The sequence below is a fragment of the Halomonas icarae genome, from assembly GCF_009901955.1.
Classification (GTDB): Bacteria; Pseudomonadota; Gammaproteobacteria; order Pseudomonadales; family Halomonadaceae; genus Halomonas; species Halomonas icarae.
In genome coordinates this window covers 258,482-274,815 of the sequence record NZ_WUTS01000001.1, presented here as the reverse complement: position 1 = coordinate 274,815, position 16,334 = coordinate 258,482, and the positions used below count along the sequence as shown (strand labels likewise).

General features: G+C 64.0%; 16 protein-coding genes. 3 read left to right on the top strand and 13 right to left on the bottom strand.

Annotation, left to right across the window (positions count from 1 at the left end; translation table 11 throughout):
- Positions 1–17: 17 nt before the first annotated feature.
- From GRB80_RS01305 to GRB80_RS01260, 10 genes are all read right to left on the bottom strand, one after another.
- The gene (locus GRB80_RS01305; RefSeq protein ID WP_161422279.1) at positions 18–449 is read right to left on the bottom strand and encodes a bifunctional adenosylcobinamide kinase/adenosylcobinamide-phosphate guanylyltransferase; all 432 of its coding nucleotides are present in this window, start codon (positions 447–449) and stop codon (positions 18–20) included.
- The gene (locus tag GRB80_RS01300; protein ID WP_161422278.1) at positions 404–1,030 is read right to left on the bottom strand and encodes a histidine phosphatase family protein; all 627 of its coding nucleotides are present in this window, start codon (positions 1,028–1,030) and stop codon (positions 404–406) included. Before GRB80_RS01300 ends, GRB80_RS01305 begins: the two co-directional genes overlap by 46 nt.
- On the bottom strand, positions 982–1,737 hold the full coding sequence (locus GRB80_RS01295; protein WP_161422277.1) for an adenosylcobinamide-GDP ribazoletransferase: 756 nt from the start codon (positions 1,735–1,737) through the stop codon (positions 982–984). Before GRB80_RS01295 ends, GRB80_RS01300 begins: the two co-directional genes overlap by 49 nt.
- Positions 1,734–2,306, bottom strand: a complete 573-nt coding sequence (locus GRB80_RS01290; protein ID WP_161422276.1) for a bifunctional adenosylcobinamide kinase/adenosylcobinamide-phosphate guanylyltransferase — start codon at positions 2,304–2,306, stop codon at positions 1,734–1,736. Before GRB80_RS01290 ends, GRB80_RS01295 begins: the two co-directional genes overlap by 4 nt.
- Positions 2,303–3,445, bottom strand: coding sequence for a threonine-phosphate decarboxylase CobD (cobD, locus tag GRB80_RS01285; RefSeq protein ID WP_161422275.1), 1,143 nt, complete (start codon positions 3,443–3,445; stop codon positions 2,303–2,305). Before cobD ends, GRB80_RS01290 begins: the two co-directional genes overlap by 4 nt.
- Positions 3,442–4,419: an adenosylcobinamide-phosphate synthase CbiB gene (gene cbiB, locus GRB80_RS01280; protein ID WP_161422274.1), complete on the bottom strand. Its 978-nt coding sequence runs from the start codon at positions 4,417–4,419 to the stop codon at positions 3,442–3,444. The genes cobD and cbiB overlap by 4 nt, the downstream gene beginning before the upstream one ends.
- A complete protein-coding gene (locus GRB80_RS01275; protein WP_161422273.1) occupies positions 4,412–5,119 on the bottom strand; it encodes an adenosylcobinamide amidohydrolase in 708 nt (235 codons plus the stop codon). Before GRB80_RS01275 ends, cbiB begins: the two co-directional genes overlap by 8 nt.
- Complete coding sequence (gene cobT / locus GRB80_RS01270; RefSeq protein ID WP_161422272.1) at positions 5,116–6,168, bottom strand: nicotinate-nucleotide--dimethylbenzimidazole phosphoribosyltransferase; 1,053 nt, start codon at positions 6,166–6,168, stop codon at positions 5,116–5,118. The genes GRB80_RS01275 and cobT overlap by 4 nt, the downstream gene beginning before the upstream one ends.
- Positions 6,169–6,278: 110 nt before the next feature.
- The gene (locus GRB80_RS01265; RefSeq protein ID WP_161422271.1) at positions 6,279–7,166 is read right to left on the bottom strand and encodes a carbon-nitrogen hydrolase family protein; all 888 of its coding nucleotides are present in this window, start codon (positions 7,164–7,166) and stop codon (positions 6,279–6,281) included.
- A gap of 23 nt (positions 7,167–7,189) precedes the next feature.
- Positions 7,190–8,554 (bottom strand): APC family permease, encoded by a 1,365-nt coding sequence (locus GRB80_RS01260; protein ID WP_161422270.1) that lies wholly within the window; start codon positions 8,552–8,554, stop codon positions 7,190–7,192.
- A 206-nt stretch (positions 8,555–8,760) separates the two neighbouring features.
- Here GRB80_RS01260 and GRB80_RS01255 point away from each other — a divergent pair, with 206 nt between their 5' ends.
- The 3 genes from GRB80_RS01255 (at position 8,761) to GRB80_RS01245 (ending at position 12,023) form a co-directional block, all read left to right on the top strand.
- Positions 8,761–9,567, top strand: coding sequence for a LuxR family transcriptional regulator (locus GRB80_RS01255; protein WP_161422269.1), 807 nt, complete (start codon positions 8,761–8,763; stop codon positions 9,565–9,567).
- Between the two features lie 209 nt (positions 9,568–9,776).
- Entirely contained in the window at positions 9,777–11,420 is a 1,644-nt protein-coding gene (locus GRB80_RS01250; protein WP_161422268.1) for a hypothetical protein, read from the top strand.
- Positions 11,421–11,546: 126 nt separating this feature from the next.
- The gene (locus GRB80_RS01245) at positions 11,547–12,023 is read left to right on the top strand and encodes a nucleoside deaminase (protein ID WP_161422267.1); all 477 of its coding nucleotides are present in this window, start codon (positions 11,547–11,549) and stop codon (positions 12,021–12,023) included.
- Between the two features lie 500 nt (positions 12,024–12,523).
- Here GRB80_RS01245 and GRB80_RS01240 read toward each other — a convergent pair whose 3' ends face one another.
- The 3 genes from GRB80_RS01240 to hutU all read right to left on the bottom strand — a co-directional run bounded on the left by GRB80_RS01240 (position 12,524) and on the right by hutU (position 16,279).
- The gene (locus tag GRB80_RS01240) at positions 12,524–13,852 is read right to left on the bottom strand and encodes a YjiH family protein (protein ID WP_161422266.1); all 1,329 of its coding nucleotides are present in this window, start codon (positions 13,850–13,852) and stop codon (positions 12,524–12,526) included.
- 62 nt (positions 13,853–13,914) lie between these two features.
- On the bottom strand, positions 13,915–14,568 hold the full coding sequence (locus tag GRB80_RS01235; protein ID WP_161422265.1) for a flavin reductase family protein: 654 nt from the start codon (positions 14,566–14,568) through the stop codon (positions 13,915–13,917).
- 34 nt (positions 14,569–14,602) lie between these two features.
- Complete coding sequence (hutU, locus tag GRB80_RS01230) at positions 14,603–16,279, bottom strand: urocanate hydratase (RefSeq protein WP_161422264.1); 1,677 nt, start codon at positions 16,277–16,279, stop codon at positions 14,603–14,605.
- Between the last annotated feature and the right edge of the window lie 55 nt (positions 16,280–16,334).

Sequence of the window (16,334 nt, the reverse complement as noted above, 5' to 3'; positions counted from 1 at the left end):
AGGGGCGCCCTTGGTCGCTACTCCCCTTGGTCCAGCCGCCTGGCCAGCCCATGGCGGACATACCACACCGCCGAGCAGCGTGACGCGACCTCCTGGACCAACCAGCCGTTGAGATCCCGCAGCCGGCGAGCTTCGGGCGCCATGGGCACGATGCCGCGCCCCATCTCGTCGAGAATTAGTACAACCTCCAGCCCCCGGGTCTCCCGCGCCGCCAGGGCCTCCAGCATGGCACGCCAACCTTGCCGTACACCGTCATCGCCCTCCTCGGCCAGGGCGGTAGTGAGCCAGTCGGCCCAGCCGGTGACCACCAGGATCACTCCCGTGGGCAGGTCGCCGAGCCAGGCACCTACGGCCTGCCCCGGCGCCAGCCGCTCCCAGTGCGCCGCCGGAAAGCGCTTGCTGACTAGTTCGCGTCGCCCTGAACAGGCACCGCCGATGAAGCACTGCATCGCCAGCCTCCCTCCTGATGGATAAACGTGAAGTGACGCCCCTGGGCCTGACCCACCACGCCCTCCCAGAAGTCGACGGCCTCCAGACGACGGCGCAGCTCGCGAATTACGCCGCCGTGGCTGACCGCCAGCACGCGCTGCCGATCACCTGCCTGTGCAAGCACACCCTCCAGCCAGGCAGAGAGCCTGCCCCAGAGTGCATCGGACGACTCACCGCCGGGCGGTGCCTGCATGCCCGCGCTATCGATCCATGCCCGATAGTGCGGATCGTCCTTGAGCTCGTCCCAGGTGTGGCCTTCGTAGTCGCCGAAGTCGAGTTCGCGCAGGCGCGGGTCGAACAGCGCCGAGGCGTCGCGGCCCGGCTGAACATGGGCCAGCGTCTGTCGGCAGCGGGCCAGGTCACTGCAGTGGATGGCGTCGAACTCGGTGCCCGCCAGATGCTCACGCAACCGCTCCATGTCTGGCACGGCATCGGGCAGCAGCAGCGGGATGTCGCGCTGCCCCTGGTAGCGTCGTTCAAGATTCCAGCGCGTCACGCCATGCCGAACCACCACCAGCTCCAGGCGGCGAGCAGCAGCCATAGTTCTCCTCCCTCGATGGCGGCACCGACGATATCGCCGTTGATGCCGGAAAAGGCCCTGACCATGAACAGGCCATAGAGGCATAGAAAGACCAGAAGAGCCCCCAGCAGCCAGGCGCCGCCGGGCACGAAGCCGAAGATGGCCAGCAACGGCAGCAGCGATAGCGCCAGGTCGCGATGCCCAAGGTGTTGTCGCCAGGTCCAGGCCAACCCTTCGCGCCGTGCCAGGGGCGCCAGGCGCAACAGCACCAGGGCGCCGAAGCGCGCCAGGGCCGGCAGTGCCACCCATAGCCAGGGGCTGATCCCGGCGTCGAGCAGCGCCCATATCAGCACACCCTTCCAGGCCAGCAGGAAGACGAGGGCGAGAATGGCGAAGCTGCCCACCTGGCTATCCTTCATGATCGCCCAGCGCCGCTCCAGGGGCGCATTGCTGCCCAATGCATCGGCCAGATCCATGACGCCATCGAGGTGTAGCCCCCCGCTGAGCGCCACCCACAGGCTGAGCAGGGTCAGCGCCAGCAGCGGGGTGGGAAGTCCTTCCCCGAGAGCGGCCACCACCGTCAGGGCGGCGCCGATCAGCAGGCCCACCAGGGGATAGCAGCGCAACGCCCAGCGACAGGTGCCGGCATGCCACGGGCAGGCAACAGGCAGAGGAACCCGGGTCAGAAACTGCAGGGCCAGCACCAGCCCATGGAGGGCCTCCTTCATCGTCTCGCCTCCGCGCTGCATTCTCCATCAGCCTGGCCGTCGGTGGCTTTCCACTCGAGCGCCATGCCGGCCACCACCTCGATCACCCGGTCCGCCTCTCGCGCCAGCCGGCGATGCAGTCGCTGGAGAAAGGCCAGGTAGCGCCAGGTCTCGGCATCGGCTGGCGGCAGGGCTTCGTTGAGGTCGTTGGAGACCACCACCAGGGCGATATCGCGCGTGCGGGCCATCTCGATTACCCGGGCCAGCATCGCCTTCCCGTCAGCCTCCTGGCCGCCACCGGCATAGAGCCACTGGCTGGCCCAGAGGGTCAGGCAATCCAGCAGCACGCTATCTCCCTCGGCCACCTCGGCAAGGGCCGTGTCCAGCGCCAGGGGCGCCTCCAGGGTGCGCCAACCGGTGCCGCGCTCGTGACGATGGCGCGCTATTCGCGCGGCCATCTCGGCGTCCGTGGCCTGGGCCGTGGCGAGATAGACGAGCTCGCCACCGCGGGATCGATGCAAGGCGCCGGCCAGCGCCTCGCCGTGGCGACTCTTGCCGGAGCGCGCCCCACCACCGACGAAGGCGATCATGACCCGCCCTCCTCGGCTTCCCGCAACACCTCGGCCAGGGCCGCCAGCAGGCGCGCATTGGTCGTGGCATCGCCCAGGGCCAGGCGCAACCAGCCGCCGTCGAGGCCCGGGAAGGATTCGGTATGACGCACCAGCACACCGCGGCGCAGCAGCGCCGGCAGCAGTTGGCGCGTCGCCTCGCGCCCCTCGGGGTGACGCACCAGGAAGAAGTTGGCCCGGCTGGGGATCACTTCCAGGCCCAGGGCAGCGAGACCGGCCTGCAGCCACGGCCGCTCGGTGGCGAGCCACCCCTCGGTGCGACCGGCGAAGTCGCGATCGGCGAGCAGCGGCGCCACCAATGCCGCCGCCAGGCCATTGACGCTCCAGGCGGGCTGACAGCCGGCGGCATGGCGCACGGTGTCGCGGTCGGCCAGCAGATAGCCCAGGCGCAACCCGGGCAGGGTAAAATGCTTGGTCAACGAGCGCAGCAGGAGCAGGTGCTCGAAGCGGCTCAGCAGCGGCGCCAAAGCCTCCCCCGCCGCCGGCTTTCCGTCAGCGCTGCCCACGAAATCAATAAAGGCCTCGTCCACCACCACCCGACAGCCACGCTCCGCGGTGAGTTCGAGCAGCCGTGCCACCGAGGCTTGCGGCATCAGGGTGCCGGTGGGGTTGTTGGGTCGGCACAGGAAGAGCAGCCGCGCCTCGCCCAGGGCGGCGACCACCGCCTCCGGGTCGAGGCGAAAGTCCGGTGGCTCGAGCGTCAGGCGAGTGACTGGCAGGCCATGGGCCGCGCAGGCTCGTGCATACTCGGCGAAGGTGGGCTCGACGATGGCCACGGGAGCGGCAGGGTACTCCCGGGCATGCAGGGCAACGGCCAGAAAGACCGCCTCGGCGCCACCGTTGGTCAGCAGCACCTGATCGGGTGCCACCCCATCGCGGGCGGCGATCGACTCTCGCGCCTCGCGATAGTCGGGATCGGGGTAGCGGGCCAGTGCCTCTCCCTGCAGACGAGCCGACACCCAGTCGGCGAGCCAGGTCGGCGGCCCCAGGGGGTTGAGATTGGCGCTGGCATCCAGCACCGGCGTGTTGTCGGCCAGCCCGAAGCGAGCCAGCAAGGGCGCCGGCTGCCCGCCGTGGAGCGGCCACTCCTTCGCACTCATGTCAGCACCTCCTTGAACAGGATGACAAGGGCCAGCAGCGCCAGAAAGAGGACCCAACCGCCATGCATCAAGCGAACCGCCGCCGGGATATGCCGGGCACCGAGGGCCTCATGGGGGGAGCCAAGCCGAGCCCGCTCGGAGAGTTCGCCGAGATAGTGGTTGTTGCCACCGAGCTGCACGCCCAGCAGATTCGCCACCATGGCCTCGGGCCAACCGCTGTTGGGGCTAAGGTGGCGCGGCGCTTCCCGGCGGGTGGCGACCAGCGCTCCCCGGCTCCGCCACCCAGCGCTCGGTCGCGCGCCGAGCCATAGCGTCAGGGCGGTCAGGCGTGCTGGCAGCCAGTTGGCCAGGTCATCGAGTCGGGCCGAGGCCCAGCCAAAGTCGAGATAGCGTGCGTTGCGGTAGCCCACCATGGAGTCGAGGGTGTTGATCGCCTTGTAGGCCAGCGCCAGCGGCGCACCGCCGAGCAGCGCAAAGAACAGCGGAGCGGTGATGCCATCCACGCTGTTCTCGGCCACGGTTTCCACCGTGCCACGGGCGATCTCGGCCTCATCCAGCTCGACGGTATCACGCCCGACGATCATGGAAAGTGCCCGGCGAGCGCCTGGCAGGTCACCACTCGCCAGCGGCGTCGCCACGGCGAGGGCGGCATCGCGCAGGCCCTTGATCGCCAGACAGCTGGCCAGCAGCCACCCCTCGGCGAGCCAGCCCAGCCAGGGATGAACACGTGCCAGTAGCGTGATGGACACCCAGCCCAGCCCCCCGGTGCCCAGTACCACCAGCGCCGTCATCAACGCCCCCTTGCACCGACGACTCACCGGGCTGCCATGGTTCAAGGCGGCTTCCAGACGAGTGATCACCTGCCCCACGCCCACCACCGGATGCGGCAGGCGACGCGGGTCACCGATCAGCAGGTCGAATCCCACGGCGGCCAGCACCAGGCCGAGCAGTGCAAGCGATAGCGGCTCAGCCATGGAAGACCGCCCGCTTCTCGGCACCACACCGCCACTCCCGGGAGGCGAGCAGCGACTCTCGAGTGGCCCGATATATCGCCTGGCCAAGCTCGCGTCCCAGTCGGGTACCGGACCCGGCGTAGGGCGTCATCGCTCCCTGCTGGGTCGCGGCGATCGCCAGACAGTCGGTGGAGGTACCACTGGCCGGCGTGCCGCTGTGGGGATCACGCACTTCCAGCGATTGAAGGGCGCGCACCTTGGCTTCACTGGCAGACAGGCAGGCGTTGACCATGGCGTTATCGCTGAGGCACCCATCGATAAGCACCAGGGTGTTGATGGTGCCTACCGGTCGTGGATCGCCAGCCAGGGAAGCGGTGATATCCACGGCATTGCCTGCCCCCGCGGTCACCGCCACCACTACCCCATCGCCTTCCACCAGCGTCAGGTGTTCGAGTCGCACCGCGGTCATCATGGCCAGGCTCCCCTCCAGCGGGATACCGCGCGCCGCCAGCCACCTCGCCAGATCCCCGGCCGGGTCGTGGCCAGCGTAATCCTTGTCTACATGAAAGTTGCAGAAGTGGTGGCGCCAGCCGAAGCCACCACCCACCAGGGCGCTGCTCAGCGTCCAGAGTGGCTGAGGGCTGGCAAGGTGCACGCACCCCTCATCGACGGCCAGGGTCAACCCCGGCACGAAGGCGAGCTGGGAACTCTTTGGCGTCATGACCCAGCGCCGATACCGGCATCATCGAAGGTGGCCATCTCCGACAACAGGCGACACGCCGAGTCCAGCAGCGGAAAGGCCAGGGCGGCGCCGGTGCCTTCGCCGAGGCGCAGCCCGAAGTCGAGCAGCGGCCGGGCATCGAGGGCCTTCAGTGCCAGCTCGTGCCCCGGCTCCTGGGAGCGGTGACCGAAGATCAGATACTCCCGCAAGCCGGGACAGAGGCGACGGGCCACCAGCGCCGCCACCGTAGCGATAAAACCATCCACCAGCAGCGGCAGGCGCTGTTCGGCACCGCCCAGAAAGGCCCCGGCCATGGCGGCAATCTCCAGCCCCCCCACCGCGGCGAGAGTCCCCAGCGGGTCGTTGCGATCCGGCCGACGTGCCCCCAGGGCCCGCTCGATCACCGACCGCTTGTGGGCCACACCACTGGCATCGAGACCGGTACCGTTTCCGACCAGCCCGGCCACAGGACCGCCGGTCAGCACGGCCAACAAGGCACTGCTCGCCGTGGTATTGGCGATGCCCATCTCGCCGATGATCAGGCAACGACAGCCGGCCGCGGCGGCACGCTTCGCGGCGCGCGCCCCTGCCGCCATGGCCTGCAGGGCCTCGTCCCGTGTCATGGCGTCGCTTTCCAGCATATTGGCGGTGCCGAGTCGAACCTTCTCGTTCACCAGTCGCGGGTGACGGGCGACATCATCGGGCATGGGAGTGGCAACCCCCACATCGATGACTTCAAGATGTGCCGCGTGTTGCCGAGCGAAAACGTTGATGGCAGCCCCGCCGGCGGTGAAGTTGGCCACCATCTGGGCGGTCACCTCCTGGGGAAAGGCCGATACCCTCTCTGCGGCCACCCCATGGTCAGCGGCAAACACCAGCATGGCGGGGGGCGCAACCTGGGGGAGTGACTCCCCCTGGATGGCCGCCAACTCCACGGCCAGACGCTCCAGGCGCCCCAGGCTGCCCGGTGGCTTGGTAAGTCGATCGAGGCGCCGCACGGCACGCTCCGCGGCGATGCTGTCGAGCTGGGGAAGACGGTCGGGGATCATGTTGGGCGAGCCACTCCTGGCAGAGGCATCCAGTCTGAGCCGGCCATCTTACCAGAACGTCTGTGGCGGGCGGTGACCTCTGCCGGAGGCGATCAGATCAGGCTGCTTGATCACCCCCTTTGATTCCATTTACGCGGATCGATACCACCCCCGTACATTGGCAACTCCAGCACCGGATCATCGTCCCGGTACTGGGACCACAGTCGATTCAAACCCGCGGTGCCAAAGGTGCGAACCCGCTCGACCTCATCCAGATTAAGCACATCGGTGAGAACGCCCGACGTGGCGCCGGGCATCTGCCCGCGCACCCGGCCTTCGGGGTCCACCATCAGACTCTGCCCCTCACCGGTGGGCTTGGCCGCGTTGGCGCTGACCATATACACCTGATTGAAGATGGCGTTGGCCTGCACCAGTATCAGCTCCTGTGCGCGATCGCTGGTGGAGGTGGCGACCTGGTTGATGATTACCTCGGCCCCCGACCAGGCCAGCTGACGCACAACTTCTGGAAACCAGATGTCATAGCAGATGGCGAGCCCTATTCGGCCGATGCCGGGAATGTCAAAGGTCTCGAGGCGACTCCCCGGCTGAAAGGGCTCATAGGGACGCCAGGGGAAACACTTGCGATAGGCGGCCACCCGCTCACCCTGGGGTGAGTACACCGGAGCCGTGTTATACAGATGACCATCTTCGCCTCGCTCACAAACGGTGCCCGGCAGCAGCCAGACACCCTGATTCCGGGCGATGCGCGCCAGATGCCGGTGGCGTGGTCCATCGATCGGCTCTGCGGCGGCCTCCAGCTGCGCTCTGCGCTCAGCCGGCGTACCGCTGGCACCACACAGGTAGAACTCAGGGTAGACCACCATTCGGGTCTGTTCGAACTCGGCACCGAAGTCACTGAGGTGGACGCTCAGCTCCGCTTCGAGTTCGCGAAGCTCGGTATCCCTACCGGACCGTCGTGACGGCTCCTGTACGACCAGGACAGGCAGATATCTAGGCATGGAGCCCTCCATTACAGACTTGCTTATACCGCGGCAGACGACGACTCGGACGACGACTCATCAAAGCTAACCTCAGGGGGAGCACGACGGAACAGTCGAGTCAGGTAGGCCAGCTGTACCATCCCGATCAGCAGCCAGATCGACCCAAGGATGACGGCGTTGATATCCAACTTGCTCATCAGCCAGAGGTTGATCGCGGCGCCAATCAGCGGAATCACTCCCCCCTTGAAGAGGCCATAGCGAGCCCTGGCCTCGGTATCGCGGCACACCAGGAAGATCACCGACAGGTTGACCATGATAAAGGCGATGAAGGCGCCGAAGTTGATAAACGAGGCTGCCGACAATACGTCGAGGAAGAGCGCAACAACGCCGATGGCACCGGTCAGCAGGATATTGAATACCGGGGTATGGAAACGCCGATGCAGGGCGCCGAAAAACCTGCGCGGCAATACGGCATCACGGCCCATGGCAAACAGCAGGCGTGAGGCGCTGGCCTGAGCCGCCAGGCCAGAGGTGAACTGCGCCACCACCATCCCGGCCAGGAAGACGGAAGCGAACAGGTCGGCACCGATGATCTTGGCGATCTCAAAGGCCGCCGAGTCCGGATTGGCAAAGGCGCTGCCAGGATGAACCAGCTGAGTGGTATAGCCCACCAGCGCATAGATGCCGCCTCCGATCAGTGCGGTCAGGATAACGGCGCGAGGAATGTTGCGCTTGGGATCAATGGTCTCCTCGGTAAGGGTCGTGACCGCATCGAACCCCAGGAAGGCATAGGCGGCCACCGCGGCACCGGCGGCAACGGCGGCGAAACTGGCCTCCTCGCCAACGAACGGCTGCAGGCTCAACAGGGCATCGATACCGCTCACACCGAACACATGGCTGATCGACAGCAGCACAAAGAAGACGATGACCAGGATCTGAAAGGCCATCAGCGCCGCATTGACCTTGGCGGCCATCTTGATGCCATAGATATTGAGGGCGGTGGTGATGCCGATAAACCCCAACAGGAAAAGCCAGGTGGGCACCTCAGGAAAGCGCGCGCTTAGATAGGCCGCTCCGATCAGCCAAATCACCATGGGCAGAAAGAAATAGTCCAGCAGCACGCTCCAGCCGACCATGAAGCCAACTCGTGAATCGATGGCCCTGCGGGCATAGGTGTAGGCCGAGCCAGCCACCGGGAAGGCACGAGCCATGATGCCATAGCTATAGGCGGTGAAGAGCATGGCTACCGTGGTGATGATATACGCCGTCGGCACCGCCCCCTGGCTGGTGGCGGCCACCACACCGAAGGTACCGAGCACGATCATCGGTGTCATATAGGCCAGGCCGAACAGCACTACGGCCTTGAGGGATAGTGTTCTTTCCAGTTGGATATTGTTTTCTGTCATGATCCGTCTCCAGGGTACGTTGACGCCGACACCGGACCATCGCCGATGCACGACCCTTCCACGAACGCATTCAGCCTGCGGTTGCCGTCGCTGCAAACGCCCGACTACACTGCCGCGGCTGATGGCCGTTCGAGTCATAACGGTAGGGGCCGGCCCCCGGAGCGTATATAACCCCAGCGTGGTATGGCCTTGCGAATGCGCCACAGATGACACATAGCGACTATGAACTGGCCTTGCCCAAGACGATCAAGGCCTTGGCAACACCCGAACTGCCCCACCGCTTCTCTGCTCTGACGCGGTGCCTGGCTGCCTTCGACAACCTGATTATCATCGCCTATCACGGCGAACATCGACCGGCGGTGCTTCATCGAGAGTGCGCCGATCCAGTGGTCTACCTGCCAATGGATAGTCAGTACCTGGGTGGAGCCTATCTGCTGGATCCCTTCTATCGGGAGCATCTCAAGGGGGGGGTACGCGGCCTTCATCGCCTGAAGGACGTAGCGCCGGACCGTTTCCGACGCACGCACTACTACAGGCGCTATTATCAACAGACCACTCTGCTCGACGAGGTGGCCGTGTTTGCCACCATCAGCGATAGCATCACACTGACGGCCTGCTTCGGCAGGGATCGCACAAGCGGCAAGCCTTTCAGCAAACGCGAGCTGCAGGCGCTGGGGCAAAATGCCATGACGCTCAGCGCCCTGCTGGAGACACACTGGCGAGACTATCGGCCCGATAGCGCTACCCAGGCCACACCAGCGCCCTTGGGAGAGCGGTTGCGCGAGGCACTGCAGCAGACCCACGACATTCGGCTGAGCCCTCGCCAGGCTGAAGTGGCCTTGTTCATCCTTCGCGGCCACTCATCTTTATCCATCAGCCTACACCTGGAGGTCAGCCTGCAAACGGTGAAGGTCTTCCGCCGCCAGCTCTACGCAAAGTGTGGTATCTCCTCACAGGCGGAACTCTTCGCACTGCTGATGCCGCTATTCGCGTCACTTACCCGTCAGGAGTAAGCGCAGCTCCACCCATATATCACCAGCAGCACTGTGGCCAGTTCAGCGCGCTTCAGTCCACCACGCCTGTCCTGTCGGTGGAACGACGCTGCCTCCTTCTGACGGCGCGACGCGTTTGCATTCACTATCTTTCAGCTAGAGACGCTCCGCGTGCCGGTCTGTTGGAGCCAGGCAACAGCAGCGGGCTCGAAGGCCCGGGAGGAAACAGGATGAAAGGCCCCTGCTGGCTCATTCCTGCCTTCCTGCTGCTCTCCTTCCAGTGGCCACTGACCGGTGTTCTGTATTTCCATGCCGCCCTCGCCTGTGTGCCACTGGCGGGCTTCGCCGGCGACCGCCATGGCTGGCGGGGAGTCGGCATGGTAGTGGTCGGTGGATTGCTGCTTCCCTTCGGACTCTACCTACCCATTGGCGGCTTTCCCGCCGAGCCTGGCCTCTATCTGGTCGCCATCGCGCTGGCCGCAATGCTGGCGTCCGGCTGGAGGGTGCCGGACCTCGCCGACCGCTTCCGGCCGGGCTTCGGCTTCCTCGCCGCTCTCCTCCTGCTGCCGCTGCATCTGGTCGTGGCCAGGGAGGGGCTCGACAATGGCGTCGATATCGATGTCTCGATCCGTCTGCTGCCAGCGCTGTTCTTCCTGCTGTTTCTGCTCGGCACTGCCCGGGCCCCGACACTGTCGGTGCTGGCCCCCCTGGCCCTGGCCACCGCCGCGGGGCTCGCCCTGGCCCTGCTCGACGGGACGCTGCTGGAGCTACCCAGGCGGATCGGCTACCGGCTCGACACCCCCGCCGACTTCCTGACCGGGTCGGCCTGCTTTCTGGCCGGGCGGTACCACCGCGAGCTCCATGAGGCGCAGGGGCCCATCACGCCGTTGCCGGCCAGGCCACTTGTGACTTCTGCGCTGCTGCTGGTGCTATGGGGCGGGTATCCGGCCTGGCATGGTCTCGTCATGTGGGCGGGGGAGCACGGCGAACTGCTGCGGCAGCTCGCTCCCGTGGGCAGCAGCCTCGCCCTCCCCCTGGCGGCCCTGCTGGCCGGCTGGTGCTATCGGCGACGCGGGATCGCCGGCGTGATATGCATGGCCGCCATCGTGGAGGCTAGCGGAGTGTTCCTGAGCTGGAGCAGTGCCAACCTGGGCGCCCCGGTGGTGGCCTTCGCCTTCGGGGCGCTGGGCAGCGACCTGCGCGATCGTCGGGAAGGCACCCACACCCCCTGCCACCCTGGTCGCTGGACCCGCCTGACCCTGGTCAGCGCGGTGAGTCTGACGCTGATCCTCGGGCTCGAGCTCGGTGAGGCGCGGGACCTGTTTATCCTGGCCCTGAGCGTCGCGGTGATCCTCGCGCTGCCGATCGTCCTGCGAACCCTGCTGCGCCGGGCCGGCCTGTGGCTCAGCGATGCCGCCCGCCAGGGCTGGCTGGCCATCACGGAGCTCACCCTGCTGCTGGGGGGTCTACTCTCCCATCTGCAGGAGGCGCTGGGAGTCGTCGTCGGTATCGTCACGGTGGTGCGCTCGGCATTACCGGGGTTTCAGATATCACCGGGATGGGAAGCGGAGGTGGCACCGCTGCTGGGCATCGGCGCACTCCTTTATGTCGCACTGCTGCTGGCGGCGCTGTCTGCGGTGCTGGACAGGCTGCTGGCGGTCACCGCCAGCGCTCGGACGCTGATCGACTGGCTGCGGGGGCGCCTGTCGCCCGACTCCATGATGGCGAGGAAGGCAAGGGAAGAGACGGTCGAGAACGCCGATGCTTACGGATGGTTGCACTCCCTGACCCGTGGCATTCGCTGGGCACGCAACGCCCTGTTACTCGCCGCCGTGGGAGCCACCCTGCTGCTGATGCTGGATGAGTTCTGGTAACAGGATTGGTAGCCGTGCCCCAGCGCTTCGGCCGAGCCGGACCTCGCCGCCAGGCAATGGACGGGGGATGCAAATCGCGGCGAGGCTTCCTATGCTGGAGGATCTTTCAGCACTGGAGACCCGACGATGATCGATGCCACCGATATGATTCATCTGGAGCGCTGCGTGGCGCTGGCGGAGAAGGGACTGGAAGCGGGCGATGAGCCCTTCGGCTCGGTGCTGGTAAGCGCTGAGGGCAAGGTGCTGGCCGAGGACCACAACCATGTGGCCGGCGGCGACGCCACCCAGCACCCCGAGTTCTTTCTGGCACGCTGGGCGGCGGAGCACCTCACACCTGAGCAGCGCGCCGGGGCGACCGTCTATACCTCCGGCGAGCACTGCCCCATGTGCGCGGCGGCCCATGGCTGGGTGGGGCTTGGGCGCATCGTCTACGCCAGCTCTTCCGAGCAGCTGATCGGCTGGCTCGAGGAGATGGGCGTTGCGCCGGCGCCGGTGGCACCACTGCCCATCGAGCAGGTGGTGCCGGGCGCCGTGGTCGAGGGGCCGGTACCGGCCTTCGCCGAACGGATCCGCTCTCTGCATCGCCGGTTGCACGGGCGCTGAGGGGGCTCTCAACAGCCCCCTCCCATTGCACCATCAGATGCTCGAGACGCCCGCGTGGATGCGGGCGTCGGCCACTTGGTTCAATTGCCAGCTAGCGGGCAAGATCAACCTACGAGTACATGCAGTTCGTATTCGAAACCCTGCCGACACTCGGCGAAGATGACTACCTCTGCACGCTACTCCCCCTGGTTCTGGAAAGACAATCTACCGGTTAGCGCATACCGCAACAGCTGGAGTTCATGGAGCACTTACTGAGATATTTACCAATCGAATGGTTAACCATACGGGGCTCGTCACCTAACAATATAATCGAATTAATCTTTCAGAACCCCAAACACAATAAAATATAAATTAAAATCTTTACAATATCGCATTAAGAACGCCACCCGGCGAACAGGGCGGCGTGTATAGAGGAAGCAATGTAATATTTATTATCGTCGGGAAAAAGTCCTCCAGATAGTTATCAAAGGAAACACTACCATAAAATCCATAACCAGACCTTAAATTATAAAAGCCACAACACCCATCGAAAGCGGAATAGCAATCACCATCGTCAGCGCTGTTCTGACCACCCAGATGACCGTCAGTCCGTAGAAGGAAATCGGGATATTGGTTGCCATGATGCAGGGAATAGAAGCAGAGACGAACAGAATAGACGAGATGGCCGTGATACCTGCCACCAGCTTCGATACAACATCCGCTTCCGCCATGATCAGCGCCGGAAGGAACATCTCTGAATAGCTGGTCGAGACTGCTGATGAGAGCTCCAGCCCATTCTCCATGCCAAAGAGAAGTGTGATGGGATAAAAGATATACCCGATGTAGTCAAAGGCCGGTGTGTACTTCTCAATCAACAGGCTGATCGTGCCGACCGAGAGGATAGTGGGCAGGATGGTCATAGTCATCACGATGCCATCCTTCAGGTTATCCTTGACCAGGTTGAGGAAACTCTTCGGGCTGTTGGCAACCCCGATGGCCTCCGCCACTGCCGTTGCCACACGATTCCCCTTGTCCGGTGTCGTCTCTCTATTCGAGGCGTGATCATCCATGCTAGAAATCGGGGGAATACGTGCGCTAATGGCTGTCACTATAACGGTAGTAAACAGAGTTGCCAGGAAGAAAACTACCCAGATATCCATCAGACCCAGTGTTCTTGCCACGATCACCATGAAGGCGACGGATACCGTGGAGAAACCCGTCGCAATAATCGCAGCTTCCTTCGCGGAGTATTCCCCGCTGAGGTAGGCCTTGTTGGTAATCAGGAGTCCAACGGCAAAACTGGTGATGAATGACGCCACCGCATCGATCGCAGACCGGCCCGGAACTTTGAACGCAAGCCGCATGAAGGGCTGTGTCAAAGTCCCAACCAGCTCCACTAAGCCATAGTTGACCAGAAGCGGCATGAAGATAGCGCCAATCGGCACCAGGATACCGACCGGAATGACCAGAGCCTTCCAGAGGAACTCCAGCATGAAGGGCTCATAGAGCGCCGCCGGGCCGGCCTTGAAGATAACCATACCGGCCAGCACCAAGCCGATGAACTTGAAGAGAGTGAACACGATACTGCCAAAGCCCTGTCGCCAGAACTTCTGCATGATGGGTAATACCGATCCACCAATGATAAGCAACAGCGCATACCACTGGCTGTTCTCACCCAGCAGGTTCTCACACCAGATCACCAAGTGGTCGAGAAGGATAGTGTTCTTGTCGGCTATTGTTATCGGAACGAAGAACACCATGATCCCAAGAAAACTTGGAATCGCCACCCTCAGGATTTCTGCAAGTGAATGTTTTCTCTTAGCATTGTTTTCAACCGCGCTATTTTCCATTTCCCGCATCCTCTGAGCCTAGGATGATGACGGGGGAGCAGGTCTCCCCCATCAGCAAGTTTTCAAGGGCGACCTTCAAGACCATCTGCCTCATCCTCAGAGGCTTTCGGGATCTTCATCTCGAATCGGTTGTCTACGACCGTATAATCGTGATAGCCCATGCGCGCAATAGGGCGGGCTTTCATGATGTCGATCTTGCCCTCTTCGGTAATGAACTCATCCTTGACGTGAATCTTCACGACTTCCGCAAAGACAATATCGATGGTGCCCACGTTCGAGTTTCCCTTGAGGCGGTGAGTAGAAATGTACTTGCACTCGAAGTGACAAGGACTATCTGCCACCATTGGTACATCTGACAGGTCTGCCTTAACCGTCTTCAATCCAGCGAGCCCGATTTCACTTTCACCATACGGCACCGCCATCGCGGACGTATTCATGGCGTCCTTGAGATCAAAGGTCACCATATTCCAGACGAACCAGCCGGTCTTCTCGGCGTTGATGACCGTGTCTTTGCGCCGGCCATCGGGATACTGGTTTGCAGCAAACATTACCATCGGCGGGTCAAACGTCAGGTTCTGCCATTGACTGTAAGGCGCCAGGTTCTCGACCCCATCCGGACTGATGGAGGAAAGCCAACCGATCGGACGCGGAACGGTACAGCTCTTGAAGGGTGAGTAAGGCAGCGGGCACTTCTCACTGTTCGGCATATATTTCATGTCATGTCCCCTCTGTTTGTTGGTGTCAGATGATTCAGTTGATCATTGGCAGGTCGAGGCCGTTTTCACGGGCGCAGTTCTTGGCGATCTCGTAGCCGGCATCGGCATGACGCATGACACCGGTACCTGGATCATTACGCAGCACGCGGCCGAGACGAGCGTGGGCGTCGTCGGTGCCGTCGGCGACGATCACCACGCCGGCGTGCTGGGAGTAGCCCATGCCCACGCCGCCGCCATGGTGCAGCGACACCCAGGTGGCGCCACCGGCAGTGTTGAGCAGAGCGTTGAGCAGCGGCCAGTCGGACACGGCGTCGGAGCCGTCCATCATCGACTCGGTCTCGCGATTGGGGCTGGCCACCGAGCCGGAATCCAGGTGGTCACGACCGATGACCACGGGCGCCTTGAGCTCGCCGTTCTTGACCATCTCGTTGAAGGCCTGGCCCAGGCGGGCGCGGTCCTTGAGGCCGACCCAGCAGATGCGTGCCGGCAGGCCCTGGAAGCTGATGCGCTCGCGCGCCATGTCGAGCCAGTTGTGGAGGTGCGGATCGTCGGGGATCAGCTCCTTGACCTTCTGGTCGGTCTTGTAGATATCTTCGGGGTCACCGGAGAGCGCCGCCCAGCGGAAGGGGCCGATGCCCTGGCAGAACAGCGGACGGATGTAGGCCGGCACGAAGCCAGGGAAGTCGAAGGCATTCTCGACGCCCTCTTCCATCGCCATCTGCCGAATATTGTTGCCGTAGTCGAAGGTCGGCACGCCCATCTTCTGGAAGTCGAGCATCGCCTGGACATGCACCGCCATGGACCGTTTGGCGGCCTTGACGGTGGCCTCTGGCTCAGCCTTGCCTCGCGCCACGTACTCCTCCCAGCTCCAGCCCTGAGGCAGGTAGCCATGCAGGGGGTCGTGGGCGCTGGTCTGGTCGGTGACCATGTCCGGCTTGACCCCGCGCTTGACCAGCTCCGGTAGCACATCGGCGGCGTTGGCACACAGGCCGATGGAGACCGCCTGGCCATCCTTGGTGTATTTCTCGATGCGGGCCAGGGCGTCGTCCAGATCCTCGGCCTGCTCGTCGAGGTAGCGGGTGCGCAGGCGGAAATCGAGGCTGGTCTGCTGGCACTCGATGTTGAGTGAGCAGGCACCGGCCAGGGTGGCCGCCAGCGGCTGGGCACCACCCATGCCCCCGAGGCCGGCGGTGAGAATCCAGCGTCCCTTGAGCTCGCCGTCGAAGTGCTGGCGACCGGCCTCGACAAAGGTCTCATAGGTGCCTTGCACAATACCCTGGGAACCGATGTAGATCCACGAGCCAGCGGTCATCTGGCCGTACATCATCAGGCCCTTGCGATCCAACTCATTGAAGTGCTCCCAGTTGGCCCAGGCAGGCACCAGATTGGAGTTGGCGATCAGCACGCGCGGCGCGTCCTTGTGGGTCTCGAAGACGCCCACCGGCTTGCCGGACTGCACCAGCAGAGTCTGGGTATCCTCCAGGCGCTGCAGGGTCTCGACGATCTTGTCGTAGCACTCCCAGTCGCGAGCGGCACGGCCGATGCCGCCATACACCACCAGATCCTCGGGGCGCTCGGCCACGTCGGGGTGCAGGTTGTTCATCAGCATGCGCAGCGGGGCCTCGGTCAGCCAGCTCTTGCAGCTGCGCTCGGGTCCGGTGGGGGCGGCGATCTTGCGGGAGGGGTCGTGACGCTTGTCTTGCTGGGTCATGGCGTATGGCCTCTGGAGTCTCGATGGATGGTCGTGGTCTTGGAGCCGTGGGCTC